This is a genomic window from Bradyrhizobium yuanmingense (assembly GCF_029167105.1).
Taxonomy (GTDB): domain Bacteria; phylum Pseudomonadota; class Alphaproteobacteria; order Rhizobiales; family Xanthobacteraceae; genus Bradyrhizobium; species Bradyrhizobium yuanmingense_A.
The window spans coordinates 84,033-108,982 of record NZ_JARFML010000023.1; the positions used below are offsets into that span (position 1 = coordinate 84,033).

Here is a 24,950-nt window from a genome sequence, read left to right on the forward strand (position 1 = left end):
AGAGAGTCACCTCGCCCCGAACGTGGTCTTGCCGAACAGCGCCTTTTGCGTGGACGGCTGCGAGCGCCAATATTGCGGCGGCGCCTCGACCTCCCCGCCGAGCTCGGCGGCGGCGTGCCAGCCCCAGCGCGGATCGTAGAGTAGGCCGCGGGCGAGCGCGACCATGTCGGCCTTGCCCGACGCGACGATCTCCTCCGCGTGCTTCGACTCGGTGATCAGGCCGACGGCGATGGTGGGCAGGCCGGTCTCGCGCTTGATCGCCTCTGCAAACTGCACCTGATAGCCGGGGCCAAGCGGAATCTTCTGCAGCGGCGAGACGCCGCCGGAGGATGCATCGATCCAGTCGACGCCGCGCGCCTTCAGCGCGTTCGCGAATTCGATGGTCTGTGCCAGATCCCAGCCGCCTTCGACCCAATCGGTCGACGACACCCGCATGCCGACCGGCTTGTCGGCGGGGAACGCGGCGCGCACCGCGTCGAACACCTCCAGTGGAAAGCGCATGCGGTTCGCGAGGCTGCCGCCATATTCGTCGGTGCGCTTGTTGGAGATCGGCGACAGGAATTGATGCAAGAGATAACCATGCGCGCCATGGACCTCGATGGCGTCGATGCCGAGCCGCGCGGCACGCATTGTGCTGTCGACGAAGGCCTCGCGGATGCGCTTCAAGCCCGCGGCATCGAGCGCGAGCGGCGCGGCCTCGCCCTCCTTGTGCGGCACCGCTGACGGCCCGACCGTCTGCCAGCCGCCCTGCTCGACCGGGATCAGCTGGCCGCCGTCCCAGGGCCGCGCGCTCGAGGCCTTGCGACCGGCATGGGCGAGCTGCATCGCAATCGCGGTGGAGGAATATCTGCGCACCGAATGCAGAATCGGCTTCAGCGCGGCCTCGCAGGCGTCGCTGTAGAGCCCGAGGCAGCCCGGCGTGATACGGCCGATCGCCTCGACATGCGTCGCCTCGATGCAGAACATCGCCGCGCCCGACAGGCTGAGATTGTTGATGTGGGTGAAGTGCCAGTCGGTGGCGACGCCGTCGTCGGCCGAATATTGGCACATCGGCGACACCACGAGGCGGTTCTTCAACGTCAGGCCGCGCAGCTTGATCGGGGAAAACAGGACGGACATGCGGGAAGTTCCGGGGGATGGAGGGAGATGGGATCAGTGTAGTGGGCGCGCGGCGGATTGCTAGCGGGGCGCGGGAATGGCGGGTCGCCTGTTCGTGCATTCCGGCAATGGCTCGATGGTCAGCTGCGCCACAGACTCCGCCGTCATCCCGGGCTCGCGCCTCCCGCGAGCCTCGGGACGACAGCGGAGTTTGCCGCAGGACAGTGCCGGCTACTCCGCCAGCGTGAATTGCAGCAGCAGGGTTCGCTGCAGCATCGAGAAATTGTCGTCGGAGATCAGGGTCAGCACGGTTTCGCCGTCGGCGGTGACGTGGGCGTCGATGGCTTCCATGTTGTCGATCTCGTGGCCGAGATCGGCGGCGAACAGCGTCAGGCCGTCGACGACGGCGCCCGGCGCGATTCCCTTCAGCGGGATCGCGCGGATGCGGATGTTGACGCCGGTGAACCAGGAGAATTTGCGTTCGAGGATGAGGAGATCGCCCGAGGGCAGCAGCACCGCGTCGCTGATGTCGAAATTCTCCGAGCGCCGCACGCTGAACTGGCCGGGCGTCGGGCCGCCGATCAGGAAAGCGAGGAGGTTGCCGTCGGCATCGAGCCCGCGCTCGGAAAAGGCGATCAGCGTGCCCGCGAGCGGCTGGGCGCCCTTGCCCTGCCCTTTGGGCACGGCGACCATCGCCTCCAGCCCCTTGTTGTAGGGCAGCTTGCGCAAGGCCGGTGGGACGGCGATCACTTCGCCGCGGGCGCCCGTGGCACCCTTGGCGAAATCATAGCGCAAGATCTGATTGACGCGTTCGAGCCCGACATAGACGAGGTTGCCGTCGCGCGCGAGCGACTCGGTATCGTACCAGAGCCGCTTCTCGGTGATCGGCCGCCCGTCGGCGCCCAGCACCGGCGCGGCCTCGACATCGGTGAGCCCGACCATCTCGCGGCCGGAATAGCGGATCGTGCCGGTGAACCAACCGCCCTGATCGGAGATGGCGAGAAAGCGCTCGCCCTTGGTGTCGAGGAAGCGGAGGCCCGACAGGCCGCCGAAGCCGCGATAGGGCGAGGTCAGCACCAGGCCACTGCGAAAATCCAGCGAGCCGAAGCGCGTGCGCGAGCGGTCGCGCGGCTCGAAATTGGTAATGCTGCGCGCGTTGACCTCGACGCTGACCGGCGCGGTGACGGCATGCTCGAGCTGAAGGGCGCGCGGCGGCGGCTCGGTCTTGGGCTGCAGCTGCGCCTGCGCCAGACGCGGCAGCGCGAGAGTGGAAAATCCCGCCGCCGCGAGGCTGACGAAGCTGCGGCGGGATGGATGCGTGCTCACGAATGCAGTTTGCGTCGCGGGCGACCGGCCGCTTGCGTTGGCGCCGTGTTGGTCTCGCTGAAGAGCTCGGCAAGCTTTTCGGTGATCGCGCCGCCGAGCTCCTCGGCGTCCACGATGGTCACGGCGCGGCGATAATAGCGCGTCACGTCATGGCCGATGCCGATCGCGATCAGCTCGACCGGCGAGCGGGTCTCGATCTCCTCGATGATGTGGCGCAGATGCCGCTCGAGGTAATTGCCGGGATTAACCGACAGCGTGGAATCGTCGACCGGCGCGCCGTCCGAGATCATCATCAGGATCTTGCGCTGCTCGGGCCGGCCGAGCAGGCGCTTGTGCGCCCAGTCCAGCGCCTCGCCGTCGATGTTTTCCTTCAAGAGGCCCTCGCGCATCATCAGGCCTAGGTTTTTCCGCGCACGACGCCACGGGGCGTCCGCGGACTTGTAGATGATGTGGCGGAGATCGTTGAGGCGGCCCGGATTGGCCGGCTTGCCGGCGGCAAGCCACGCCTCGCGCGATTGCCCGCCCTTCCAGGCCCGCGTGGTGAAGCCGAGAATCTCGACCTTGACGCCGCAACGCTCCAGCGTGCGCGCGAGGATGTCGGCGCAGGTCGCGGCGACCGTGATCGGGCGGCCGCGCATGGAGCCGGAATTGTCGAGCAGCAGCGTCACCACGGTGTCGCGGAACGTCGCCTCCTTCTCGTGCATGAAGGACAGCGGGTGATAGGGATCGGTGACGACGCGCGACAGGCGCGCAGGGTCGAGGATGCCCTCTTCGAGGTCGAACTCCCAGGCGCGATTCTGCTGCGCCATCAAGCGGCGCTGCAGCCGGTTGGCGAGACGGGCGACGATGCCCTGCAGATGTGCGAGCTGCTTGTCGAGATAGGCGCGCAGCCGCTCCAGCTCGTCATGGTCGCAGAGATCTTCGGCGGCGATGACCTCGTCGAACTTGGGCGCGAAGGCGTGATATTCAGGCCCACGCGGCTCGTTCCTGCCGTGCTGGTTCGGGCGCGTCGCCTCGCCCGGCGTCTCGTCGTCACCGAGCTCGCCATCGTCGAAGGTGTCGGAGGTCGAGGCCTGCGCGCTTTCCATCGCGCTCTCGCTCATCTCCTCGCTGGTTGCCTGCGCCTGGTCGGCGCTCATCTCCTGCGCGGCATCGGAATCGGGCGAGCCTTCCGCACCGGACTGATCGTTGTCGCCGTCCTGGTTCTCCTCGTTCTCGTCGTTGTCCTCGCTGTCGGCGTTGCGCTCGTCGCCGAGCTCGAGCGCCGACAGCAGGTCATGCACGGCATCGCCGAACTTGGTCTGATCCTCGAGCACGCCGTCGAGCCGGTCGAGCCGCTTGCCGATCTTGTCTTCGAGGATCGGCCGCCAGAGGTCGACCATCTTCTTGGCCGCGGTCGGCGGCGCCATGCCCGTGAGGCGCTCGCGCACCAGCATCGCCAGCGCGTCCGCGAGCGGCGCGTCGGCGCGGTCGGTGATCTCGTCAAACTTGCCGCGGTGGAAATGGTCGTCGAGCATCGCCGCGAGGTTCTTGGCAACGCCGGCCATGCGGCGCGCGCCGATCGCCTCGACCCGGGCCTGCTCCACCGCCTCGAACACGCCGCGCGCCTGCGGATTGCCGGGCATCAGCTTGCGGTGAACCTTGGGATCGTGACAGGCGATCTTGAGCGCGATGGAATCGGCATGGCCGCGCACGATCGCGGCGTCACGCTTGGTCATCTTGCGCGCGGGTTCGGGCAGCCGCGCTTTGCCGGGCGCAAGGCCCGGGCGCTCGGCGGCAAAGGAGACGTCGAGCTCGGGCGCCTTCGCGATCGCCTTCAGGCAGGAGGCGACCGAGCGCTTGAACGGCTCGGTCGGCGCTTCCTTGTTGCTGCGGAATTTGGAGTTGGAGGTGGTCATCTGACCCTATCTGTCATCCCGGCGAAGGCCGGGACCCATAACCACCGGCCGCTCTTGTGTCAGGAAACTATCAGCGTCGCTTCAATCGAGACATCACGCGGGATGGGTCCCGGCCTTCGCCGGGACCACACACCGTGAGAGATCAGCTCAGCGCGACGTTGACTGCCGATTCCGGCAGCTCCGCGTTGAAGCAGCGCTGGTAGAACTCGGCGACCAGGGGACGTTCGAGCTCGTCGCATTTGTTGAGGAAGGTGACGCGGAAGGCGAAGCCGATATCGCCGAAGATGTCGGAGTTTTCCGCCCAGGTGATCACCGTGCGCGGGCTCATCACCGTCGACAGATCGCCATTGGCGAAGGCGTTGCGGGTGAGGTCGGCGAGGCGCACCATCTTGTTGACGATGTCGCGGCCCTCCTGCGTGCGATAGTGCTTGGCCTTGGCCAGCACGATCTCGACTTCCTCGTCGTGGCTGAGATAGTTCAGCGTGGTGACGATCGACCAGCGGTCCATCTGGCCCTGGTTGATCTGCTGGGTGCCGTGATAGAGGCCCGAGGTGTCGCCGAGGCCGACGGTGTTGGCGGTGGCGAACAGCCGGAACGCCGGATGCGGCTTGATCACCTTGTTCTGGTCCAAGAGCGTCAGGCGGCCCGAGACCTCCAGCACGCGCTGGATCACGAACATCACGTCCGGGCGGCCGGCGTCGTATTCGTCGAACACCAGCGCGACGTTGTTCTGCAGCGCCCAGGGCAGGATGCCGTCGCGGAATTCGGTGACCTGCTTGCCGTCGCGGACCACGATCGAGTCCTTGCCGACGAGGTCGATACGGCTGATGTGGCTGTCGAGGTTGACGCGCACGCAGGGCCAGTTCAGGCGTGCCGCGACCTGCTCGATATGGGTGGATTTGCCGGTGCCGTGATAGCCGGTCACCATCACGCGGCGGTTCCTGGCAAAGCCCGCGAGAATGGCCAGCGTGGTGGCGCGGTCGAAGCGGTAATCGGAATCCACTTCGGGCACATGAGGATCGACTTCGGAATAGGCCGGGACTTCGAGATCGCTGTCGATCCCGAACACCTGGCGCACCGACACCTTCATGTCGGGCAGGCCGGAAACTTCCTCAACTTTGGACAGGGCGGCGGTCGTCATCAATCCTCCGAGGTCCCGGGCGGTCCCGAAACCGGTTATTCGCACGTTGGCTGCGGCTGGGTGCTGAAAATCAACCTATCAGAGACAACGAGCCGGCAGAAGCCCGCCCACCAATCAAAGTTCCGTTGTCTTTTCATTTAGATAGGCAAGGAACGCAGTTTTTGGAGGGCTGCCTTGCGAATCACGCCGAAATTCGGGCGGGTCGCGCCCAATCCATGCGAATGGTACTTTGGCCGTATGCAGTTACTTATGTAGGGTCCGAAGCCCTCATGCTCCAGCCCTTCAAGAGACGACGTGACGTCCTTTCTCGATCCCCTCATTGCCTTCGTTTCCGCCCATGCGTGGCTGGCCTATCTGACCCTGTTCCTGGCGGCGCTGCTCGAGGCAGTTCCGGTGGTGGGATCGGTGATCCCCGGCTCGACCATCATTCTGGCGCTGAGCGCCTTGGTCCCCGGCGGCGAATTGCAGCTGCCATGGGTGCTCTTGGCGGCCGCAACTGGTGCGGTACTCGGCGACGGGTCGGCCTATTGGATCGGGCACAGGCGGCAGCGCGAGATCCTCAACACCTGGCCGCTGACCAATTATCCGCGCGTCGTCGCCGAGAGCGAGAATTTCTTCCACCGCTTCGGCACCTGGGCCGTGTTCTTCGCCCGCTTCGTGCCGCCGATCCGCGCCTTCGTCCCGGTGACCGCCGGCGCGCTCGGCATGGCGCCCGCGACATTCTATGCCGTGAACATCCCGGCGATCCTGGCCTGGGCGCCGGCTCATGTGCTGCCGGGCGTCTTGGCCGTGTCGGCCCTGCATGAATATGCCGGGCTGCATCATCATGCGCATGTCGGCAAGCACATCTGGATGCTGACCGTTGCAGGGGTTGCGATCGTGCTGGGCGTGGGGATGTGGATCTATCGCCGGCGGAATGGCCGTGGCGCGACGGCCAAGCCGCAGGATTAGGGCAGACGCCACATTACAAGCGCCGTCCCTGCGTTCGCAGGCACCGAGTTTGTGCGAGAGCATCGCACCCATGACATCGGTGTGATTGACCTGCTTCACCGCTAGCGGCACGTTGGCCCGCATCCTCGCGCCCGCCACCCCATGTTCACCATCGCCAGCCTCTGGATTCCCTTCACCATCATTGCCGCGCTCGGGCAGGTCGCGCGCAATGCGATGCAGCGGTCGTTGACGAAGCCGCTGGGGACCTGGGGCGCGACCAATATCCGATTCCTGTTCGGCTTTCCGTTCTCGCTGCTGTTCCTGGGGCTGGCGCTGCTCGCGACCGGCGATCATCTGAGCGCGCCGCCAACCGTGTTCTGGCCGTGGCTGCTGTTGGGCGCGCTCAGCCAGATCGTCGCCACCGGCCTGATGCTGCTCGCGATGAACGACCGCTCCTTTGTCGTGACGACGGCCTACCTGAAGACCGAGGCGATCCAGACCGCGATATTCGGCTTCGTCTTCCTCGGCGATCACCTGACCTGGCTGAAGGTGCTCGCGATCATGATCGCCACCGTCGGCGTCGTCATCACCGCGCTCCGCCCCGGCGGCGACAAGAGCTTTGCCGAGCTGAAGCCGACCATCACCGGCCTCGTTGCCGCGGCGGCCTTCGCGCTGTCAGCGGTCGGCTTTCGCGGCGCCATCATCAATGTGCCCGACACGTCCTTCGTGACCGCAGTGTCAATCACGCTGGTGCTCGGCCTGTTCGTGCAGACGCTGGTGCTGACGATCTATCTGCTCTGGCGTGCTCCAAAGGTGCTGCAGGCGATCCTCGCCCTGTGGAAGCCCTCGATGCTGGCGGGCTTCACGGGCGCCCTCGCGTCGCAATTCTGGTTCCTGGCGTTCGCGTTGACAGCCGCCGCCAATGTCCGAACGCTCGCTTTGGTCGAGGTGCTGTTCGCGCAAGCGGTGGCCTACTACTCGTTCAAGCAGCCAATCGCACCGCGCGAGCTTCTTGGCATCGCGCTGATCGTGATCGGCGTTGCGGTGCTGGTGGGGGCCTAATTCCGGTCTTCCGGCAGGCTCGGCAGCGGCGAGACCTCGATGCCTTCGTCGATCAGCGACTTTGCCTCTTCGGGCGAAGCCTCGCCGTAGATCGGGCGGTGCTCCTTGTCGCCGTAGTGCATGGCGCGGGCTTCGTTGGCAAAACGCTCGCCGACATTGTCGGCGTTCTTGACGATGTGGTCGCGCAGCTCTTTCAGCTTGGCGCGCAGCTCGCGCTCCTGCGCCATCAAGAGCGAGGTCGGCCCTGACGGCGCAGCCTCGGGCACGGTCGCGGACACGGGCTCCGGCGGCGGCGTGGCGCGGCCGCGCCCCTTCTTGCCGACAATGCGCGGCGCCATGATCGCCTTGTCGACCTTGGCTGAGCCGCAGATCGGGCAGGTCACGAGCTTGCGCTTCACCTGCGAATCATAGGCGGACGAGCTCTGGAACCAGCTCTCGAAGGCGTGATTGCGGTCGCAGTGGAGCGCGTAGCGGATCATGCCGAGCCCCGCACGAGGTGCAAATGGTCCGGCCCGGCCTTGGGATCGGAGACGCCGAAGCGACGGCCGTGCTGGAGCGACGGAATCGCGCGGCGCGCCGTCTCGACCTTGGCCGGATCGATCATGGCCATGATGATGCCCGGCTCGACATCGCCCTCGGCGAGGATCTCGCCCCAGGGATCGACGATCAGCGAATGCCCGTAGGTCTCGCGCTTGTTCTCGTGGGTGCCGGCCTGCGCCGCCGCGAAGACGAAGCAGCCGGTCTCGATCGCACGGGCGCGCAGCAGCACGTGCCAATGCGCTTCACCGGTCTTGCGGGTGAAGGCGGACGGCACCGTGATGAAATAGGCGCCGCTTTCGGCGAGCGCGCGGTACAGCGCGGGGAAGCGCACATCGTAGCAGATCGTCAAGCCGATGCGGCCCCAGGGCAAATCCGAGATCACGGCGGTCTCGCCCGGCTGGTAGTTGGCGGATTCGCGATAGCTCTCGCCGTCCGGCAGCTCGATGTCGAACATGTGGATCTTGTCGTAGCTCGCGAGCACGTTGCCCTCGGGCCCGATCAGGAAGGAGCGGTTGACCGCCTTCTCCGGAGAGAAGCGCAGCGCCAGCGAGCCGACATGGAGGTGAATCTTCAGCTCCGCCGCGAGCGCCCGGTAGGCCTTCAGCGAGGCGTCGTCCTCTTCGCTCTGGAGATGCTCGAACAGCGCCTTGCGGTTCAGCTGCATCATGTTGCTGACTTCCGGCGTCTGCACATAATCGGCGCCATTGGCCGCAGCCTGCCGGATCAGCTTCGTGGCCTGCTCGAGGCTCGGCCCGGGCATCAGGCCGGTGCGCATCTGCACCATGGCGGCCGTAAACGTGCGGTTCTCGCTCATGATACCGCCTTCACGCTTTCGAGCATGCCATCGAGCTTGCCTTCGCGATCGAGCGCATAGAGGTCGTCACAGCCGCCGACATGGGTGCCGCCGATCCAGATCTGCGGGAAGGTCGAGCCCTGGCCGGCGCGGCCGTACATTTCCTGGCGCCAGGACGGGTTCTTGGCGACATCGAATTCGGTGAAGGTCGCCTTCTTGCGGGTCAGCAGTGACTTGGCGGCGGAACAATAGCCGCAGCCCGGCCGGGTGTAGATCTCGACAGCAGCGGTCATTCGTCTGGCGCTCTCATGTCATGAATTCATTGAATTATATGGGACGGGGCCCGCTCTCGACAACCCGGGCAAAGACCAGCACGTCGACCTGGGCCGCCTTGGCGCGCAGCAGGGCCCGCGCGCAGGTGTCGAGAGTCGCGCCTGACGTCAAGACATCGTCGATCAGGACAACGCGGCGGCCCTGGACCTCGGCCTGACGGTCGGGAGATACCTGGAATGCGCCCTGCACATTGGTGGCGCGCTGGGCCCGCGACAGGCCGATCTGCTGCTCGGTGGCACGCACCCGCCGCAGCACGTCGCCCCGCACCTTGACCCCGCTCTGCCGCTCGATGACGCGCGCGAGCGCGCCGGACTGGTTGTAACGGCGCCGCCAGGCCCGCCGCCAATGCAGGGGCACGGGCACCAGCATGTCGGCGCCGGTCAGCAACTCGCCGCCCGCGCGCGCCATCCAGCGGCCCATGGCCGGCGCCAGATCGGTACGGTCCTGATATTTCAGCGCATGCACCAGCGTACGCGCAACGTCGTCGTAGCGTACCGCCGCGCGGGCGCGCTGGTAGGCCGGCGGGCTCGCGATCGCCTCCATCGACAGCATCTCGGGGCCGGGATCGTAGACGAAGGGAATGCCGAGCCGCGGGCAATAGGGCCGTTCGATGAACGACAGCCGCGCCCAGCACGAGGCGCAAACGCCCTCGCCGTCAACCGGCTCCTGGCACGATACGCACTGTGTCGGCAGCGCGATGTCGAGCGCCAGCCGCGCCGCCCGCGCCAGCACGTGGCGGCCGGCCGTCCAGGCGGTCCGCAGGGGTGAAGGGATGGAGCGGGCGGTTTCGGTTGCCATGAGGCAAGGCTAGCGTTCCGTGCAATGGCGCTCAAGCGGTCGAGGCGCCCGACAAAGACCATCATATGAGCAGTTCGTGGTGCTCTCTCAGGATGGTGCGGGCGCTCCGCCGCTCCGAGGCCGGCGCGAAGATCGCGTCATAGGCCAGCCGCATCTGGCGAGCAGCCCGCGCAGGGGGCATCGCGCCCACGCCTGTCCCCAGCCCCGGGACGAGCAAGGACCGGATCGTGTCGTCGGCGCCAGCATTGTGGGACAGGACGGCAATCAGAGCTGCCCGGAATGCGAGATACACATTCACGGTCTGATCGATTCGTGTCGGGACTCGCATCGTGGGCGCGCTCACCAGAAACGGGAAGCGCGCTTGGCCTGTGGAAAGCACGATCGCTTGGCCGACCGGGAGTTCTCCATAATGGTGCTGCGACAGTATGGCCTGTAGATTGGTTTGGAGATCCCAGCCGAAATATCGCGAATAGAGCAGATCGATCCCGCCATCCATGTGCCCAAAGCTGTTCGCGGGGCTCAGGATCGCATCAGCGTCCGGCGCGAAGATATCGCCGAGCGAGACCTCGACGTCTGCTACATCGGCAAAAGCAGCTCTCCATGCCTCGACGAGGTCTGCGTCAATATCGCGAAGGTGAATGCTGAACACTGCCGGAGCCTCGGTGAGGCCTGACTATACGACGGCGTGTTTGGCTGTTCCACCTGCCTCTTCTGGGCGTGGGTTGCCAGAGTGGCCATCACGAGCGTAACCAAACCGCATGGCTGTGCCGCCCCAAACCCCGCCCGCCTTGTTCGATCGTGCCTTGCTGCAGAGGCGACAGCAGCGCGCCCAGGCCCAAGGCGCGGTCACATTCCTGCTCGATCGGGTCGCCGAGGACATGTCCGACCGCTTGGCAGCGGTGATGCGGGAGTTTCACGCTCCCGCCGACCTTTGGACGCCCGGCGCGGGGCTGGCCGTGTTGCGCACGCGGCTTCCCTCCATCGAACACATCGCGCTTGACGCGGCCGGCGCGGAGAAGTTGCCCCTCGCGCCTGAGAGCCTCGATCTCGTCGTCTCGGCGCTGGCACTGCAATACGTCAACGACCTGCCGGGCGTGCTCGCGCAAATCCGCCGGGCGCTCAAGCCGGACGGGCTGCTGCTTGCTGCCATGATCGGCGGCGACAGCCTCACCGAGCTGCGCCAGGCCTTCGCCGCGGCGGAAGCCGAATGCGAGGGCGGTGTATCGCCGCGTGTCGCACCGTTCGCGGACCTCCGCGACGTCGGTGCGCTATTGCAGCGGGCGGGCTTTGCGCTGCCGGTGACCGACGTCGATCGTGTCGTGGTGCGCTACGGCAATGCGTTCGCGCTGATGCAGGATATCAGGCGTATGGGCGCGGCCAATGTGCTGATCGAGCGGCGGCGAACGCCGTCGCGCCGTGCGACGCTGCTGCGGATGGCCGAGATCTACGCCGAGCGCTTTGCCGATGCCGACGGCCGCATCCGCGCGACATTCGACATCGTCTGGCTCTCCGGCTGGGCCCCGCATGCGAGCCAGCAGCAGCCGCTGAAGCCGGGATCGGCGAAAGCGAGCCTGGCGGAGGCGGTGAAGAAGGCGGGGAAGGAATAATCCCGGCACTGCTGTCATTCCGTGGCGCGCGACAACGCGAACCCGGAATCTCGAGATTCTCGATGCTCTTGCATCGCCCCGGAATGACGATGCAAGAGCATCGTCACATCAGCAGGTCAATCAGATGCGGGATCAGCGGAATGTCCGCGGGCGGCATCGGATAGTCGCGCAGCTTGTTGGCGCGGACCCAGGCAAGGTTCTGGCCCTCGCGTGCGGTGACCAACCCCTCCCAGCGCCGGCAGATATAGAGCGGCATCAAGAGATGGAAGGTCTCGTAACCGTAGCTGGCGAAGGTCAGCGGCGCGAGGCACGGCTCGGCGACGTCGATGCCGAGCTCCTCATGAAGCTCCCGGATCAGGCTCTGCTCCGGCCGCTCGCCCGGCTCGAGCTTGCCGCCGGGGAATTCCCACAGGCCGGCCAGGGCCTTTCCTTTCGGGCGCTGCGCGATCAGGACGCGTTTGTCGGCGTCGACGAGCGCGCAGGCCACCACCAGTGTCAGTTTGAGATCGGCCATGCGCGTCTGTCGCTCGCTGAGATCGTTTGCAACGGTTTGTTAACCTCGTTGCGGTCCACGTTTCCAAGGGCACCATAAGTCATATTTAATCCGCAGTTCCTAGAGTGGGAACTCTTTAAACCACTCCAGGCCAACCCATGCGTGCTGCGCTTTCGGTTCTCGTCCGCAGATTCGTCCACGACCGGGGCGGCAATATCGCGGTGATTTTCGCGCTCGCCTGCGTTCCCCTGATCAGCGCGGTCGGCTGCGCCATCGACTATTCTCGCGCGACGATGATCCGGTCCAAGCTTCAGGCCGCGGCGGATGCCGCCAGTGTCGGCTCGATCGCCAAGGCTTCGCCCGCCTTCAAGGCCGCCGGCAATATGACTGCGGACGGCTCGATTTCGGTCGGCGTCACGGACGCCACCAACATCTTCAATGCCAATCGCGCCAGTCAGTCCGGCTACACGCTGACCAGCCTGACGCCGACCGTCGTCAAGTCCGGCTCGACCGTCATCGCCACGGTTTCGTTCACCGCAACTTTGAACACCATGTTCCTCGGCGTGATCGGCAAGTCCGTGCTGACGTTGAGCGGCACGTCGAAGGCGACGGCCAGCATGCCGCTCTATATCGATTTCTATCTGCTGCTGGACAATTCGCCGTCGATGGGCGTCGGTGCGACCCCGGCCGACGTGCAGAAGATGGTCGACAACACGCCGGACAAGTGCGCCTTCGCCTGCCACGATCTCAAGGACAAGAACAACTATTACGACCTTGCCAAGAAGCTTGGCGTGACCACCCGGATCGACGTGCTTCGGAGCGCCACGGAGTCCCTGATGGATACGGCAAGCGCCACCGAGACCTATTCAAACCAGTTCAGGATGGCGATCTATGATTTCGGCGGCTCTGCAAGCTCGCTCGGCCTGCGCAGCCTGTTTTCCTTGTCGGCCTCCCTCTCCAGCGCCAAGACGGCGGCGGGCAAGATCGACTTGATGTCGGTGAACGGCCAGAACGAGAACAACGATCAGGATACCCCATTCACCGCGGTCTTTCCTGCCATCAACGGCCAGATCAGCTCCCCCGGCAGCGGCACGTCGGCCAGTCCGCTCAAATACCTGTTCTTCGTGTCCGACGGCGTCGCCGACGAGAGCAACACCGGATGCCTGAAGCCGCTCTCGGGCAGCACGCGCTGCCAGTCGCCGCTCAACGCCGCGCTTTGCAAGACGATCAAGGATCGCGGCGTGAAGATCGCGGTGTTGTACACGACCTATCTCGCGCTGCCGACCAACTCCTGGTACATGAAATGGATCAGCCCGTTCAATGCCGGCCCCTATGGTCCGTCGCCGAACAGCCAGATCGCGCAGAACATGCAGAGCTGCGCTTCGCCGGGCCTGTATTTCGAGGTCAGCCCGACGCAAGGCATCGCGGACGCCATGAACGCACTGTTCAAGAAGGCGGTCGCGGACGCGCGGATCTCCGGATGATGGCTTGACGTGATTCCGGGGCGATGCGTTAGCATCGAACTATGGTGCGCAGTTGCGCACCATAGAATCTCGAGATTCCGGGCTCTTGCTTCGCGAGCCCGGAATGACGGCTCTAGAGGCTACGACCTGTAGTCCCCGTTGATGGCCACATATTCCTTGGTGAGGTCGCAGGTCATGACGCGGTCGCGGCCCTTGCCGAGGCCGAGCGAGACCAGAATCGCAATCTCCGGCGCCTTCATCGCTTCCGACACCTGCGCTTCGTCATAATCGGGATCGCGCGCCCCGCGCTTGGCGACGCGGATGCCGTTGAACGAGATCGACAGCTTGTCGCGATCAGCCGGCTCGCCGGCCTTGCCGACGGCCATCACCACGCGGCCCCAATTGGCATCCTCGCCGGCGATCGCGGTCTTCACCAGCGGCGAGTTCGCGATCGACATCGCGATCTTGCGAGCCGAGGCCTTGGTCTTGGCGCCCTCCACGGTGATCTCGACCAGCTTGCGCGCGCCTTCGCCGTCGCGGGCGACCTGCTCCGCGAGATTGGCGAGCACCTGGTTGAACGCCTTGACGAAGGCCTTCAGGCGTGGGTCGCTGGCGCGGCTGATCTTCGGCGCGCCGTGCTCGGCGGCGGCGCCGGTGGCGAAGGCCAGCAGCGTATCCGAGGTCGAGGTGTCGCCGTCGATCGTCACGGCGTTGAACGTGTCCTCGACGCCGCTCTTGAGCAGAGCCTGCAGCGCGGCAGGCGCGATCGGCGCGTCAGTGAAGATGAAGGACAGCATCGTCGCCATGTCGGGCGCGATCATGCCGGCGCCCTTGGCCATGCCGTTGATGGTAACCTTGGCCTTGCCGAGCTTGACGGTCGCGGTCGCCACCTTCGGGAAGGTGTCGGTGGTCATGATCGCCTTGGCCGCGGCGAGATAGTCGCCCGGCTCGGCAGTCTCGGCGAGGCGGCCGAGCACGCCGTCGAACTTGGTGGCGTCCAGCGGCTCGCCGATCACCCCGGTCGAGGCCAGGAAGATCTCGCTCTCGCTGCAGCCGACCGCCTTGGCCGCGATCTTCGCCGTCAGCGCGGTGGAGGCGCGCCCGGTCTTGCCGGTGAAGGCGTTGGCATTGCCGGAATTGACTACCAGCGCGCGCGCCTTGCCGCCCTTCAGCCTGGCGCGGCACCATTCCACCGGCGCCGAGGGGCACTTCGACTTGGTGAAGACTCCGGCGACCGCGGTGCCCTTGTCCATCACCGCCAGCAGAACGTCGGTGCGGTTCTTGTAGCGGATGCCGGCTTCGGCCGTCGCAAGACGGATGCCCGCGATCACGGGCATGTCGGGGACGGTTTTGGGGGCGAGTGGAGAGACGGAGGAGGACATCGCGGGCGCCTTGGTAGGGTCTGGACATGCAGATGGCCGGGGGAGCCCCGGCCATTGCGACGTTAGATATACTTGGCGTCCGCGAAGTGACAGCGAATTCTTACTTCTTCGCCGGCGGCGCCATCTTGCTGTCGGACGGCTTGGCATCCTTCGACGCATCCGCCGCCGGCTGGTCCAGCCGCTCGACCTTGGCTTCGGTACGCAGCTTGGCGACATACTCGGCCTGGGCCTTGCGGGTCACGTACTGCTCGATCTGGGCCTTGACCTGCTCGAAATCGGGCGCCTTGCGGTTGCGCTTTTCCTCGACCTTGATGATGTGCCAGCCGAATTGCGACTTCACGGGGTCGGAGATCTTGCCGGGCTCCAGCGAGAAGGCCACGGCCGAGAATTCCGGCACCATCTGCTCCTTGGTGAAGAAGCCGAGGTCGCCGCCGTCGGCGGAGCCGGGGTCCTTGGACTTCTTCTTGGCGAGCTCGGCGAAATCGGCCCCCTTCTCGAGCTCGGCCTTCACCGCCTTGGCCTCGTCCTCGGTCTCGACCAGGATGTGGCGGGCGCGCACCTCCTGCTCGCCGGTGATCTGCTTGGCGGCCTCCTCATAGACCTTCTTCATGGCGTCCGGCGTGGTGGCGGCCTTGCCTTCGCTGGCGAGCAGGCTGTCCATCAGAAGCCGGTTGCGGGCGAAGGCCAGGCGCTTCTTGAACTCCTCGCCGTCGGCGATCTTCTTGTCTTCGGCAGCCTTGCTGACGATCTTCATGTCGATCAGGAACGACAGGACGTTCTCGTCCTTGGTGGCCGGGTCCATCTGGGCGAGGCTCGGCCCGAGTTCCTCCTCGGCCATGGTGACGTCGCTCTTCTTGATTTCCGCACCATTGACCTTCGCCAGCACCGGATCATCGGCGGCCCGGAGCGGGCCCGCGAACGCCAGGGACAGCGCCAGAGCGAGGCTGCCAGCCAGGGCGGACGCGGAGCGGAAGCGCTGGGTTGCCGGGAACGAGGTGGTCATGGAAAATCCTTATGTTGAAGCAGGGGGCTGCTCGAGCGGGGCGGACACTCGCCCAATCAGGGGGGCTTGGCAACGCGAAAAGTCTGTCAAAATGATGAATTAGCCGCACTGCGCCCGCCGTTGACAAGGCCCCGACCGGGCCATATCTCTGCGCGGTCGCGACCATGGCGATGGCGTTTATTTTGCTGCGTTTTTGGCCGTTGAACCCAGACTTGCCCAATTCCCACCCATATGGCGGATGTCCCCCGCAGTCCGGGCTCTGACGCCGCGAAGCGTCACGGTGAGTTGATAGGCGGGCGGGTGACAACTTCTTAGGCCCAACGCGGTTGAATCGCGAACACAGGAACCAGGCATGATCGGCGCGCTCGCCCGCAAGTTTTTCGGCTCCGCCAACGACCGGCGGGTGAAGGGATATCAGTCCCGCGTCAACGCGATCAATGCGCTGGAGCCTGAGCTCGCCAAGCTCTCCGACGAGGCGCTCAAGGCCCGCACCGCGGAATTCAAGCAGCAGCTCGCGAACGGCAAGACGCTGGACGATCTCCTCGTCCCGGCCTTCGCCACCGTGCGCGAGGCCGCCAAGCGCACGCTCGGCCAGCGCCATTTCGACGTCCAGCTGATCGGCGGCATGGTGCTGCACGAGGGCGACATCGCCGAGATGAAGACCGGCGAAGGCAAGACGCTGGTCGCGACGCTTGCGGTGTATCTGAACGCGCTCGCCGGCAAAGGCGTCCATGTCGTCACGGTCAACGACTACCTCGCCCGCCGCGACTCCGGCTGGATGGGCCAGATCTACAGCTTCCTCGGCATGACCACCGGCGTGATCGTGCACGGCCTCGACGATGCCGAGCGCAAGGCGGCCTATGCCTGCGACATCACCTACGGCACCAACAACGAATACGGCTTCGACTATCTCCGCGACAATATGAAGTACCGGCTCGAGGACATGGTCCAGCGGCCGCACTTCTTCGCCATCGTCGACGAGGTCGACTCCATTCTGATCGACGAAGCGCGCACGCCGCTGATCATCTCCGGCCCGCTCGACGACCGCTCCGACTTCTACAACACCATCGATGGGTTCCTGCCCAAGCTCGACAAGACCGACTACGAGGTCGACGAAAAGCAGCGCACGGTGACGCTGACCGAAGGCGGCATGGAGAAAATCGAGACGCTGCTGCGCGATGCCGGCCAGCTCAAGGGCGAGTCGCTCTACGACGTCGAGAACGTCTCCGTCGTGCACCACATCAACCAGGCCCTGCGCGCTCACACGCTGTTCACGCGCGACAAGGACTACATCGTCCGCGACGGCGAAGTCGTCATCATCGACGAGTTCACCGGCCGCATGATGCCGGGCCGCCGCTATTCGGAAGGCCTGCATCAGGCGCTGGAAGCCAAGGAGCACGTCCAGGTCCAGCCCGAGAACCAGACGCTGGCCTCGATCACCTTCCAGAACTACTTCCGCATGTACGAGAAGCTGGCGGGCATGACCGGCACCGCCGCGACCGAAGCGGACGAATTGTTCGACATCTACAAGCTCGAGGTCGTGGAGATCCCGACCAATCTGTCGATCGCGCGCCTCGACGAGGACGACGAGGTCTATCGGACCCAGAAGGAAAAATATCAGGCCATCCTCGCCGAGATCGAGCGCGCCAATTCGCGCCTGCAGCCGGTGCTGGTCGGTACCGCCTCGATCGAGAAGTCGGAAGTGCTCGCCGAATTCCTCAAGAAGAACGGCTACAAGCAGATCGATTTCGGCAAGGAGGGCGCGCTCGACAAGCTCTATGCCGCCGCCCGCGCCGGCAAGCCGGCCAAACTGTTCGCGGTGCTGAACGCGCGCTTCCACGAGCAGGAAGCCTACATCGTCGCCGAAGCCGGCGTGCCGGGCGCGATCACGATCGCCACCAACATGGCCGGCCGCGGCACCGACATCAAGCTCGGCGGCTCGCTGGAGATGCGCATCCAGCAGGAGACTGCGGGCATCACCGACGAGGCCGAGAAGGCCAAGAAGATCGAGCAGATCAAGGCCGATATCGAGCACTTCCGCGACATCGTGCTGAAGGCCGAGGAGACCGTCGAGGTCGAGCCGGCCAAGGGAAGCAAGCCTGCCAAGACCGTGAAGAAGCCCGGCGGCCTCTACATCATCGGCTCCGAACGCCACGAATCCCGCCGCATCGACAACCAGCTGCGCGGCCGTTCCGGCCGTCAGGGCGATCCCGGCCGCTCGAAGTTCTTCCTGTCGCTGGAAGACGACCTGATGCGCATCTTCGGCTCGGACCGTCTCGACAGCATGCTGCAGCGTCTCGGCCTGCAAGAGGGCGAGGCCATCATCCATCCCTGGATCAACAAGGCGCTGGAGAAGGCGCAGCAGAAGGTCGAGGCGCGCAACTTCGACATCCGCAAGAACCTGCTCAAGTTCGACAACGTCCAGAACGACCAGCGCAAGGTGATCTTCGACCAGCGCGTCGAGCTGATGAAGGACGAGAGCGTCGCCGAGACCGTCACCGACATGCGCCACGCCTTCATCGACGACCTCGTCGCCAAGCACGTGCCCGAGCATGCCTATGCCGAGCAGTGGGACGTCGCCGGACTCAAGGACGAATTGAAGCGCGTGCTCGATCTCGACCTGCCGGTCGACGAATGGGCCAAGGAAGAGGGCATCGCCGACGAGGAGCTGCTGACGCGCATCGAGACCAAGGCCGACGAGCACATGGCGGCCAAGGTCGCGCAATGGGGTCCCGACGTGATGCGTTACGTCGAGAAGACCATCCTGTTGCAGACGCTCGACCATCTCTGGCGCGAGCACCTGATCATGCTCGACCACCTGCGCCAGGTCATCGGCCTGCGCGGCTACGGCCAGCGCGATCCCCTGCAGGAGTACAAGACCGAAGCCTTCAATCTCTTCCAGGAGATGAGCGCTCACCTGCGCGAGGCCGTCACGGCGCAGCTGATGCGCGTCGAGATCGTTCCGCCGGAGCAGGAAGCCCCGGTGCTGCCGCCGATGGAAGCGCACAAGTTCGATCCGAACACCGGCGAGGACGAGATGGCCCTCGCCAGCGTCACCCTGGGCGCCCAGGCTACGGATGCCTCGATGCGCGATCCGAAGAACCCGACCAGCTGGGGCAAGGTCGGCCGCAACGAGGACTGCCCGTGCGGCTCCGGCAGGAAGTACAAGCACTGCCACGGGCGGTATGCTTAGCGGCTAGCTTGGCTGTGAGGCGCGACGTCTGCGCCTCATTCTCCGACGTCGTCGCCCGGCTCGACCAAGCGACCCAGTACGCCACGGCCTCTCGGCTCAATCACATCCGTCTCTGGAATACTGGGCGGATTAAATCGGGCGATGACAGTTGTGCATGTGGCATAAAGCGCGCCCCATCACCGGGCTGGTTGCGTCACTCTCGCGCGAGAGCCGCCCCACTCAGTTCGAGCTGTCGATCAAGCTCTCCAGCAGCCGCTTGAGCTCGCTCGTCGACTTGTCGCCGTAGCTCTCCAGGATGTGCTCCTCCTGGTCGACCGCGAGCGAGTTGAGCTTCTTGCACAGCACCTTGCCGCGGTCGGAGATGAACATCAGCACCTTGCGGCGGTCGTTCGGGTCCTGCACGCGGTAGACCAGCGTGTCGGAGACCATGCGGTCGATCATCTTCGTGAGCGTCGGATGGTTGAGCAGCACGGCGTCCGCGAGCTCGCCCATCGAATGGCCGTTGCCGTCCGACAGCACTTTCAGGATTCGCCATTGCTCGACCGGCACGCCCTCCTTGCTCAACCTCAGTTCGAGCTGCCGGTTGATTTCCCGGTTGGCTTGCGCGAGCAGGTAAGCGAGGTGTTCGGTGATCGGGGAATTTTGTTTCGGCGGTTTTGCCACGGCTGAGACTTCGCCTTGACCCAAATGAGTGAATGTCTTGCAATCGATGCTGCATCTATATGCACTTCAATTCTTGAATATTCAATATTTTCAAAATAGGATCATTGCCCAACAAAAGGGCGGAAGCCGCGGCCGCCTGCTCAATGTGCTTTCAGGTCTGGTCTCAGACAGGAGTTGGCGTGCGCGCGACGGTGAACTTCCCGGCTCACGGCGGCTCGGCGTTGCCGCCGTCCCTGCTGTTCAGGAATTTGTCGTCATCGGCGGCGGATTTGGACCTGTCTCCGGTCGATGCGCATTTCATGAGGCGGCGCAGCGCGCGCAGCAAGCTGCGCATCGGCAATTTCCTCACCTTCACCGGTTCGCCCGGGATCTGGGGCCCGACCTCCACCAACAGCGCGATGCTGGCGGTTGCCGAGATCAACAAGCGCGGCGGCATTCTGGGCCGCGAGCTCGAGCTCTCGATCTACGATTCCGGCGGACCGATCGAGGAGGTGGTGCGCCGCGCCGAGCAGGCGATCGCCTTCGACGAGGTCGACCTCATCATGGGCTCGCATATCAGCGCGGTCCGCGTCGCGCTGCGCAAGGTCACCGGCAACCGCATCCCCTACATTTACACGCCCGTTTACGAAGGCGGCGAGCGCACGCCGGGTGTCATGGCGATCGGCGAGACGCCGCGCTGGCAGAGCCGGCCCTCGATCCATTGGCTGGCGGAGGTCAAGAAGGCGGCGCGCTGGTACCTGATCGGCAGCGATTACGTCTGGCCCTGGCAGTCGCATCGCGCGGTCAAGCGCTACATCAAGGAAGCCGGCGGCCAGGTCGTTGGCGAGGAGTTCGTGCCCGTCGGCGAGGACAATCACGAGCCGCATCTGGCCCGCATCCGCGCTGCCCGGCCCGATGTGGTGCTGATCTCGCTGATCGGCACCGACAGCATCACCTTCAACCGCGCCTTCGCCGAAGCGGGCCTCGCCACGTCCACGCTACGGCTTGCAGGCGCGATGGACGAGACCGTGCTGCTCGGCATCGGCGCCGACAACACAGAGAATCTGTTCTGCGCCTCCGGCTATTTCAACGGTCTGGTCTCGCGCGCCAATGACGAGTTCCTCAGTGCCTATTATTCCATGTTCGGTGCCAACGCGCCGCCGGTCGGTTCCGTCGGTCAGTCGAACTATGAGGGGCTGCGCTTCCTGGAATCCGTCGCAAACCGCGCCGGGTCATTGGCCTTTCGTCCGCTGCTGAAGGCCGCGCGCAACACCGTCTACTCGGCCGGCCGCGGTCCCGTGACGCTTCGCGACGGCCGCGCCGAGATGCCTATGTACCTCGCTGAAGCCGACGGTCTCGACTTCAAGATCATCAAGACGCTCTGAGACGGCTCCGATACGCCGCAACGGCCTTGCGAAATAATACTTGAAAAGGAAAATATTTCCGTCTCTAGTAACGCCGTGAAGCCGGCTGGCCGCGCCCGGAAAGGCGCGAGCGAGAGTCTTTCATCAGTGCCAGGGATCAAGAAGCCTTCAAGGAGAGCGCCGTGACAGTTGCCCTTCCCACGCCAGCCCAACTTCGCAGTGTCGCCGAGCAGTGCGGCCTTTCGCTCACCGATGAGGACGTCGCCTCGTTCCGCGGTCTCATGCAGGGCTCGATCGAAGCCTACAATCTCGTTGCCGCGATGCCGGACGAATTGCCCGAGGTGAAGTATCCGCGCACGCCGGGCTACCGGCCCTCGGCGGAGGAGAACCCGCGCAATGCCTGGTATCGCAAGTCGAGCGTGAAGGGCGCCGCCAGCGGCAAGCTCAAGGGCAAGACCGTCGCGCTGAAGGACAACATCATGCTGGCCGGCGTGCCCATGACCAACGGCTCGTCGACGCTGGAAGGCTATGTGCCCGATTTCGACGCCACCATCGTCACCCGCATGCTGGATGCCGGCGCCGAGATCAAGGGCAAGGTGCATTGCGAGCATTTCTGTCTATCCGGCGGCAGCCATACCGGCTCCTACGGGCCGGTGCATAATCCGCACAAGATGGGCTACTCGGCCGGCGGCTCGTCGTCGGGATCGGGCGTCGTGGTCGCGCTGGGCGAGGTCGACATGGCCATTGGCGGCGACCAGGGCGGCTCGATCCGCATGCCGTCGTCGTTCTGCGGCATCTACGGCATGAAGCCGACCTGGGGCCTCGTCCCCTACACCGGCATCATGCCGATCGAGATCTACGTCGACCACACCGGCCCGATGACCGCGACGGTCGCCGACAATGCGCTGCTGCTCGAAGTGCTGGCCGGCGACGACGGCTACGATCCCAGGATCAAGGCCCCGAAAGTGGAGGAATACACCAAGGCGCTCGGCCAGGGCGTCAAGGGCATGAAGATCGGCATTCTCAAGGAAGGTTTCGAGCAGCCGACCGCCGAGTCTGCGGTGAATGAAAGTGTGCGCGAGGCCGCAAAACGCTTCAAGGACCTCGGCGCCACGGTCGAGACCGTCTCGATCCCGATGCACCTGATGGGCGGGGCGATCTGGACCCCGATCGGCACTGAAGGCCTGACCCAGACCATGATGTTCGGCGACGGCTACGGCCTCAGCCGCGGCGATCTCTATTCGACCTCGCTGATGGATTTCCATCGCGGCTGGCGTCGGCAGGCCGACTCGCTGTCCGAGACCACCAAACTGTTCATGCTGCTCGGCACTTACATCAACAACAATTTCGGCCCGCGCTTCTACGGCAAGGCGCTCAACATCTCGCGCCGGCTGACCGCGGCCTACGACAAGGCCTTTGCCGATTACGATCTGCTCCTGCTGCCGACCACGCCGATGAAGGCGACCAAGCTGCCGGAACCGAATGCCAGCCGCGAGGAGTACGTCGCCCGCGCGCTCGAGATGATCTCCAACACCGCGCCGTTCGACATCACGCACCATCCCGCGATGTCGCTGCCCTGCGGCATGGTCGACGGCCTTCCGGTCGGCCTGATGCTGGTCGGCCGAATGTTCGAGGAATCCACCATCTACCGCGCCGCCCATGCCTTCGAGCAGATCGGCGACTGGAAGAAGATGTGAGCAAAGTTTCGATTCAGGCGAACGGAACACCCTCAAATGGCTAACGCGTTCGTCGCGGCGTTCGAGATCCTGAGCTTCGGCGCGATCATCGTCCTGATCGTGCTGGGGCTCGGGATCATCGCCAGCATGATGGGCATCTTCAACTTCGCGCAAGGCGAGTTCGTCCTGCTCGGCGCCTACATCACCTATCTCGCTTATGCCAAGGGCCTGCCGATCTGGGCGGGCATGGTTGCAGCGCCTTTCGTGGTCGGTGCGCTCGGCTTCGTGCTGGAGGCGCTGATCATCCGACGATTCTACGCCGCGCCGATCGTTGCCATGCTCGGCACCTATGCGCTCGGCCTGATCATCCGCGAGGCCGTGCGCGGCCTGATCGGCGGTTTCTATCTCACCGTGCCGGAGCCGATCGGCGGGTCGATCGACATCGGCGCCATGCATATCTCGGCCTGGCGCTTCACCATCATCGTCATCACGCTGCTGGTGATGGGGCTCTGTTATCTGCTGCTGTCGCGGACGAGCTTCGGCCTGCGCGTGCGGGCGACGCTGGAGAACCCGTCGCTGGCGCGCGCCTCGGGCATTTCGACGCCGCTGATCTACGGCGCGACGTTCGCCTTCGGTGCGGCGCTCGCGGGCCTTGCCGGCGCGCTGATCGTGCCGGTGTTCAGCCTATTTGCCGATCTCGGCCTGCGCTTCCTGATCCAGGGTTTTGTCGCGGTCATGGTCGGCGGGGTCGGCTCCTTCATCGGCCCGGTCGCGGGCGCCGGCGTCATCGGCACGCTGAGCGCGGCGCTGCCCTGGGTGATGGCACCCGTCGTCGCCGACGTGCTCGTCTTCGTGCTCGCCATCGTCTTCATCAAATTCCGTCCGCAAGGTCTCATCGCTGGAAAAGGGGTTTAATCACATGCTCGATCGTGCTCAGCTCACGCGACGTCGTTTCCTGTCCAATTTCGCCTTTGCCTCCGGCGCGGTCGCAACCGGCGTCGGCAGCTGGGTGATCCCTGCGCCCTGGGCCAATGCGGCCGAGGCGCCGATCAAGGTCGGCATCGCCACCGACCTCACCGGCCCGATCGCCTATGCCGGCAACGCCGACGCCAATGTCGCGAAAATGGTGATCAAGGAGATCAACGCGGCCGGCGGCCTGCTCGGCCGTCCGCTCGAGCTCTACATCGAGGACACCGCGTCCAACGAATCCGTCGCCGTCGGCAACGTGCGCAAGCTGATCCAGCGCGACAAGGTCGACATGGTCCTCGGCGGCATCACCTCCTCGATGCGCAATGCGATCAAGGACCCGATCGTGGCGCGCGGCAAGACCCTCTACATCTATCCGCAGCTCTACGAGGGCAAGGAGTGCACGCCATATCTGTTCTGCACCGGCCCGACGCCGGCGCAGCAATGCGACGAGTTCATCCCCTGGCTGATCAAGAACGGCGGCAAGAAGTTCGCGCTGCCGAGCGCCAACTACGTCTGGCCGCACACCCTCAACGTCTACGCCCGCAAGGTGATCGAATCCAATGGCGGCGAGGTCGTGTTCGAGGAATATTACCCGCTCGACCAGGTCGATTTCTCCGCGACCGTCAACCGCATCATCTCCAACAAGGTCGACGTCGTCTTCAACACCGTCATTCCGCCCGGCGTCGGCCCGTTCTTCAAGCAGCTCTATGAAGCCGGCTTCCTCAAGAACGGCGGCCGTCTGGCCTGCGTCTACTATGACGAGAACACGCTCAACATCAACCAGGCCGCCGAAATCGAAGGCCTCGCCAGCTGCCTCGACTATTTCAAGGTGCTGACCAAGGAGAACCCGTTCGACGCCAAGATCCAGGCGGCCTATGAAAAGGATTTTCCGGGCAACTTCCTGTTCGCCGCCGGCAGCGCGGCGACGGGCACTTATCGCGGCCTCAAGCTGTGGGAAGCCGCGGTGAAGGAAGCCGGCAAGATCGACCGCGAATCGGTGGCTGCCGCGCTCGACCATGCCAAGATCGCCGAAGGCCCCGGCGGACCTGCCGAGATGGTGCCGGGCAAACGGCACTGCAAGATGAAGATGTACACCGCGGTCGCCAAGAGCGGAAACTACGAGATCGTCGGGCGCAGCAACGGCCTCGTCGATCCCAAGGAATGCTGATTCTTCACCTCTCCCCTCTTGGGAGAGGTGAACCCCGCCGTGATTGACGCGGCTGACTCTCACGATGTTGA

22 protein-coding genes are annotated in these 24,950 nt (G+C 65.0%); 9 read left to right on the forward strand and 13 right to left on the reverse strand.

What is annotated here, in order from left to right:
- Positions 1–6: 6 nt before the first annotated feature.
- The 4 genes from P0R31_RS26885 to cobS form a co-directional block, all read right to left on the reverse strand.
- Complete coding sequence (locus P0R31_RS26885; protein ID WP_275517382.1) at positions 7–1,119, reverse strand: NADH:flavin oxidoreductase/NADH oxidase; 1,113 nt, start codon at positions 1,117–1,119, stop codon at positions 7–9.
- A gap of 210 nt (positions 1,120–1,329) precedes the next feature.
- Positions 1,330–2,424: an esterase-like activity of phytase family protein gene (locus P0R31_RS26890; protein ID WP_275517383.1), complete on the reverse strand. Its 1,095-nt coding sequence runs from the start codon at positions 2,422–2,424 to the stop codon at positions 1,330–1,332.
- On the reverse strand, positions 2,421–4,322 hold the full coding sequence (cobT, locus tag P0R31_RS26895) for a cobaltochelatase subunit CobT (protein WP_275517384.1): 1,902 nt from the start codon (positions 4,320–4,322) through the stop codon (positions 2,421–2,423). The genes P0R31_RS26890 and cobT overlap by 4 nt, the downstream gene beginning before the upstream one ends.
- A gap of 142 nt (positions 4,323–4,464) precedes the next feature.
- Complete coding sequence (cobS, locus tag P0R31_RS26900; RefSeq protein ID WP_025032652.1) at positions 4,465–5,463, reverse strand: cobaltochelatase subunit CobS; 999 nt, start codon at positions 5,461–5,463, stop codon at positions 4,465–4,467.
- A gap of 294 nt (positions 5,464–5,757) precedes the next feature.
- Here cobS and P0R31_RS26905 point away from each other — a divergent pair, with 294 nt between their 5' ends.
- Together P0R31_RS26905 and P0R31_RS26910 are read left to right on the forward strand one after the other, a co-directional pair.
- Positions 5,758–6,414, forward strand: coding sequence for a DedA family protein (locus P0R31_RS26905; RefSeq protein ID WP_275517385.1), 657 nt, complete (start codon positions 5,758–5,760; stop codon positions 6,412–6,414).
- A gap of 141 nt (positions 6,415–6,555) precedes the next feature.
- On the forward strand, positions 6,556–7,455 hold the full coding sequence (locus P0R31_RS26910; protein ID WP_275517386.1) for an EamA family transporter: 900 nt from the start codon (positions 6,556–6,558) through the stop codon (positions 7,453–7,455).
- On the opposite strand, the gene P0R31_RS26915 is transcribed toward P0R31_RS26910, so the two are convergent.
- From P0R31_RS26915 to P0R31_RS26935, 5 genes are all read right to left on the reverse strand, one after another.
- Positions 7,452–7,934, reverse strand: a complete 483-nt coding sequence (locus P0R31_RS26915; RefSeq protein ID WP_275517387.1) for a DUF1178 family protein — start codon at positions 7,932–7,934, stop codon at positions 7,452–7,454. The two genes, P0R31_RS26910 and P0R31_RS26915, sit on opposite strands and share 4 nt — an antisense overlap.
- The gene (locus tag P0R31_RS26920; protein WP_275517388.1) at positions 7,931–8,809 is read right to left on the reverse strand and encodes a carbon-nitrogen hydrolase family protein; all 879 of its coding nucleotides are present in this window, start codon (positions 8,807–8,809) and stop codon (positions 7,931–7,933) included. The genes P0R31_RS26915 and P0R31_RS26920 overlap by 4 nt, the downstream gene beginning before the upstream one ends.
- Entirely contained in the window at positions 8,806–9,081 is a 276-nt protein-coding gene (gene grxC / locus P0R31_RS26925) for a glutaredoxin 3 (protein WP_036026245.1), read from the reverse strand. The genes P0R31_RS26920 and grxC overlap by 4 nt, the downstream gene beginning before the upstream one ends.
- Positions 9,082–9,115: 34 nt before the next feature.
- The gene (locus P0R31_RS26930) at positions 9,116–9,919 is read right to left on the reverse strand and encodes a ComF family protein (RefSeq protein ID WP_275517389.1); all 804 of its coding nucleotides are present in this window, start codon (positions 9,917–9,919) and stop codon (positions 9,116–9,118) included.
- 61 nt (positions 9,920–9,980) lie between these two features.
- Complete coding sequence (locus tag P0R31_RS26935) at positions 9,981–10,568, reverse strand: macro domain-containing protein (protein ID WP_275517390.1); 588 nt, start codon at positions 10,566–10,568, stop codon at positions 9,981–9,983.
- Positions 10,569–10,677: 109 nt separating this feature from the next.
- Here P0R31_RS26935 and P0R31_RS26940 point away from each other — a divergent pair, with 109 nt between their 5' ends.
- Entirely contained in the window at positions 10,678–11,526 is an 849-nt protein-coding gene (locus P0R31_RS26940; RefSeq protein WP_275517392.1) for a methyltransferase domain-containing protein, read from the forward strand.
- A gap of 103 nt (positions 11,527–11,629) precedes the next feature.
- On the opposite strand, the gene P0R31_RS26945 is transcribed toward P0R31_RS26940, so the two are convergent.
- The gene (locus P0R31_RS26945; RefSeq protein ID WP_275517393.1) at positions 11,630–12,040 is read right to left on the reverse strand and encodes a (deoxy)nucleoside triphosphate pyrophosphohydrolase; all 411 of its coding nucleotides are present in this window, start codon (positions 12,038–12,040) and stop codon (positions 11,630–11,632) included.
- Between the two features lie 137 nt (positions 12,041–12,177).
- Between P0R31_RS26945 and P0R31_RS26950 the strand changes: the two genes are divergently transcribed.
- Positions 12,178–13,503, forward strand: coding sequence for a TadE/TadG family type IV pilus assembly protein (locus tag P0R31_RS26950; RefSeq protein ID WP_275517395.1), 1,326 nt, complete (start codon positions 12,178–12,180; stop codon positions 13,501–13,503).
- Between the two features lie 119 nt (positions 13,504–13,622).
- Here the strand turns inward: P0R31_RS26950 and argJ are convergent, their stop codons facing one another.
- Positions 13,623–14,864, reverse strand: a complete 1,242-nt coding sequence (gene argJ / locus P0R31_RS26955) for a bifunctional glutamate N-acetyltransferase/amino-acid acetyltransferase ArgJ (RefSeq protein WP_275517397.1) — start codon at positions 14,862–14,864, stop codon at positions 13,623–13,625.
- Between the two features lie 100 nt (positions 14,865–14,964).
- Positions 14,965–15,867 carry a peptidylprolyl isomerase gene (locus tag P0R31_RS26960; RefSeq protein WP_275517399.1) on the reverse strand — a complete coding sequence of 301 codons (903 nt, stop codon included), beginning with the start codon at positions 15,865–15,867 and terminating at the stop codon, positions 14,965–14,967.
- Positions 15,868–16,219: 352 nt separating this feature from the next.
- Here P0R31_RS26960 and secA point away from each other — a divergent pair, with 352 nt between their 5' ends.
- Positions 16,220–19,060 (forward strand): preprotein translocase subunit SecA, encoded by a 2,841-nt coding sequence (gene secA / locus P0R31_RS26965; protein ID WP_275517401.1) that lies wholly within the window; start codon positions 16,220–16,222, stop codon positions 19,058–19,060.
- Positions 19,061–19,279: 219 nt separating this feature from the next.
- Here secA and P0R31_RS26970 read toward each other — a convergent pair whose 3' ends face one another.
- On the reverse strand, positions 19,280–19,723 hold the full coding sequence (locus tag P0R31_RS26970) for a MarR family winged helix-turn-helix transcriptional regulator (protein ID WP_128265510.1): 444 nt from the start codon (positions 19,721–19,723) through the stop codon (positions 19,280–19,282).
- A 179-nt stretch (positions 19,724–19,902) separates the two neighbouring features.
- Here P0R31_RS26970 and P0R31_RS26975 point away from each other — a divergent pair, with 179 nt between their 5' ends.
- From P0R31_RS26975 to P0R31_RS26990, 4 genes are all read left to right on the forward strand, one after another.
- Entirely contained in the window at positions 19,903–21,087 is a 1,185-nt protein-coding gene (locus P0R31_RS26975; RefSeq protein WP_275517402.1) for a substrate-binding domain-containing protein, read from the forward strand.
- Positions 21,088–21,248: 161 nt separating this feature from the next.
- Positions 21,249–22,763, forward strand: coding sequence for an amidase (locus P0R31_RS26980; protein ID WP_275517403.1), 1,515 nt, complete (start codon positions 21,249–21,251; stop codon positions 22,761–22,763).
- A gap of 36 nt (positions 22,764–22,799) precedes the next feature.
- Positions 22,800–23,657 carry a branched-chain amino acid ABC transporter permease gene (locus tag P0R31_RS26985; RefSeq protein WP_025032673.1) on the forward strand — a complete coding sequence of 286 codons (858 nt, stop codon included), beginning with the start codon at positions 22,800–22,802 and terminating at the stop codon, positions 23,655–23,657.
- A 4-nt stretch (positions 23,658–23,661) separates the two neighbouring features.
- Complete coding sequence (locus tag P0R31_RS26990) at positions 23,662–24,879, forward strand: substrate-binding protein (protein WP_275517405.1); 1,218 nt, start codon at positions 23,662–23,664, stop codon at positions 24,877–24,879.
- Positions 24,880–24,950 lie beyond the last annotated feature (71 nt).

Excerpts from the sequence above, each read along its gene's own strand:
- cobT (WP_275517384.1), bottom strand. The coding sequence starts at position 4,322 with ATGACCACCTCCAACTCCAAATTCCGCAGCAACAAGGAAGCGCCGACC.
- P0R31_RS26930 (WP_275517389.1), bottom strand. The coding sequence starts at position 9,919 with ATGGCAACCGAAACCGCCCGCTCCATCCCTTCACCCCTGCGGACCGCC.
- P0R31_RS26920 (WP_275517388.1), bottom strand. The coding sequence starts at position 8,809 with ATGAGCGAGAACCGCACGTTTACGGCCGCCATGGTGCAGATGCGCACC.
- P0R31_RS26945 (WP_275517393.1), bottom strand. The coding sequence starts at position 12,040 with ATGGCCGATCTCAAACTGACACTGGTGGTGGCCTGCGCGCTCGTCGAC.
- P0R31_RS26940 (WP_275517392.1), top strand. The coding sequence starts at position 10,678 with ATGGCTGTGCCGCCCCAAACCCCGCCCGCCTTGTTCGATCGTGCCTTG.
- P0R31_RS26985 (WP_025032673.1), top strand. The coding sequence starts at position 22,800 with ATGGCTAACGCGTTCGTCGCGGCGTTCGAGATCCTGAGCTTCGGCGCG.
- P0R31_RS26960 (WP_275517399.1), bottom strand. The coding sequence starts at position 15,867 with ATGACCACCTCGTTCCCGGCAACCCAGCGCTTCCGCTCCGCGTCCGCC.
- secA (WP_275517401.1), top strand. The coding sequence starts at position 16,220 with ATGATCGGCGCGCTCGCCCGCAAGTTTTTCGGCTCCGCCAACGACCGG.
- P0R31_RS26910 (WP_275517386.1), top strand. The coding sequence starts at position 6,556 with ATGTTCACCATCGCCAGCCTCTGGATTCCCTTCACCATCATTGCCGCG.
- P0R31_RS26950 (WP_275517395.1), top strand. The coding sequence starts at position 12,178 with ATGCGTGCTGCGCTTTCGGTTCTCGTCCGCAGATTCGTCCACGACCGG.
- grxC (WP_036026245.1), bottom strand. The coding sequence starts at position 9,081 with ATGACCGCTGCTGTCGAGATCTACACCCGGCCGGGCTGCGGCTATTGT.
- cobS (WP_025032652.1), bottom strand. The coding sequence starts at position 5,463 with ATGACGACCGCCGCCCTGTCCAAAGTTGAGGAAGTTTCCGGCCTGCCC.
- P0R31_RS26885 (WP_275517382.1), bottom strand. The coding sequence starts at position 1,119 with ATGTCCGTCCTGTTTTCCCCGATCAAGCTGCGCGGCCTGACGTTGAAG.
- P0R31_RS26990 (WP_275517405.1), top strand. The coding sequence starts at position 23,662 with ATGCTCGATCGTGCTCAGCTCACGCGACGTCGTTTCCTGTCCAATTTC.
- argJ (WP_275517397.1), bottom strand. The coding sequence starts at position 14,864 with ATGTCCTCCTCCGTCTCTCCACTCGCCCCCAAAACCGTCCCCGACATG.
- P0R31_RS26915 (WP_275517387.1), bottom strand. The coding sequence starts at position 7,934 with ATGATCCGCTACGCGCTCCACTGCGACCGCAATCACGCCTTCGAGAGC.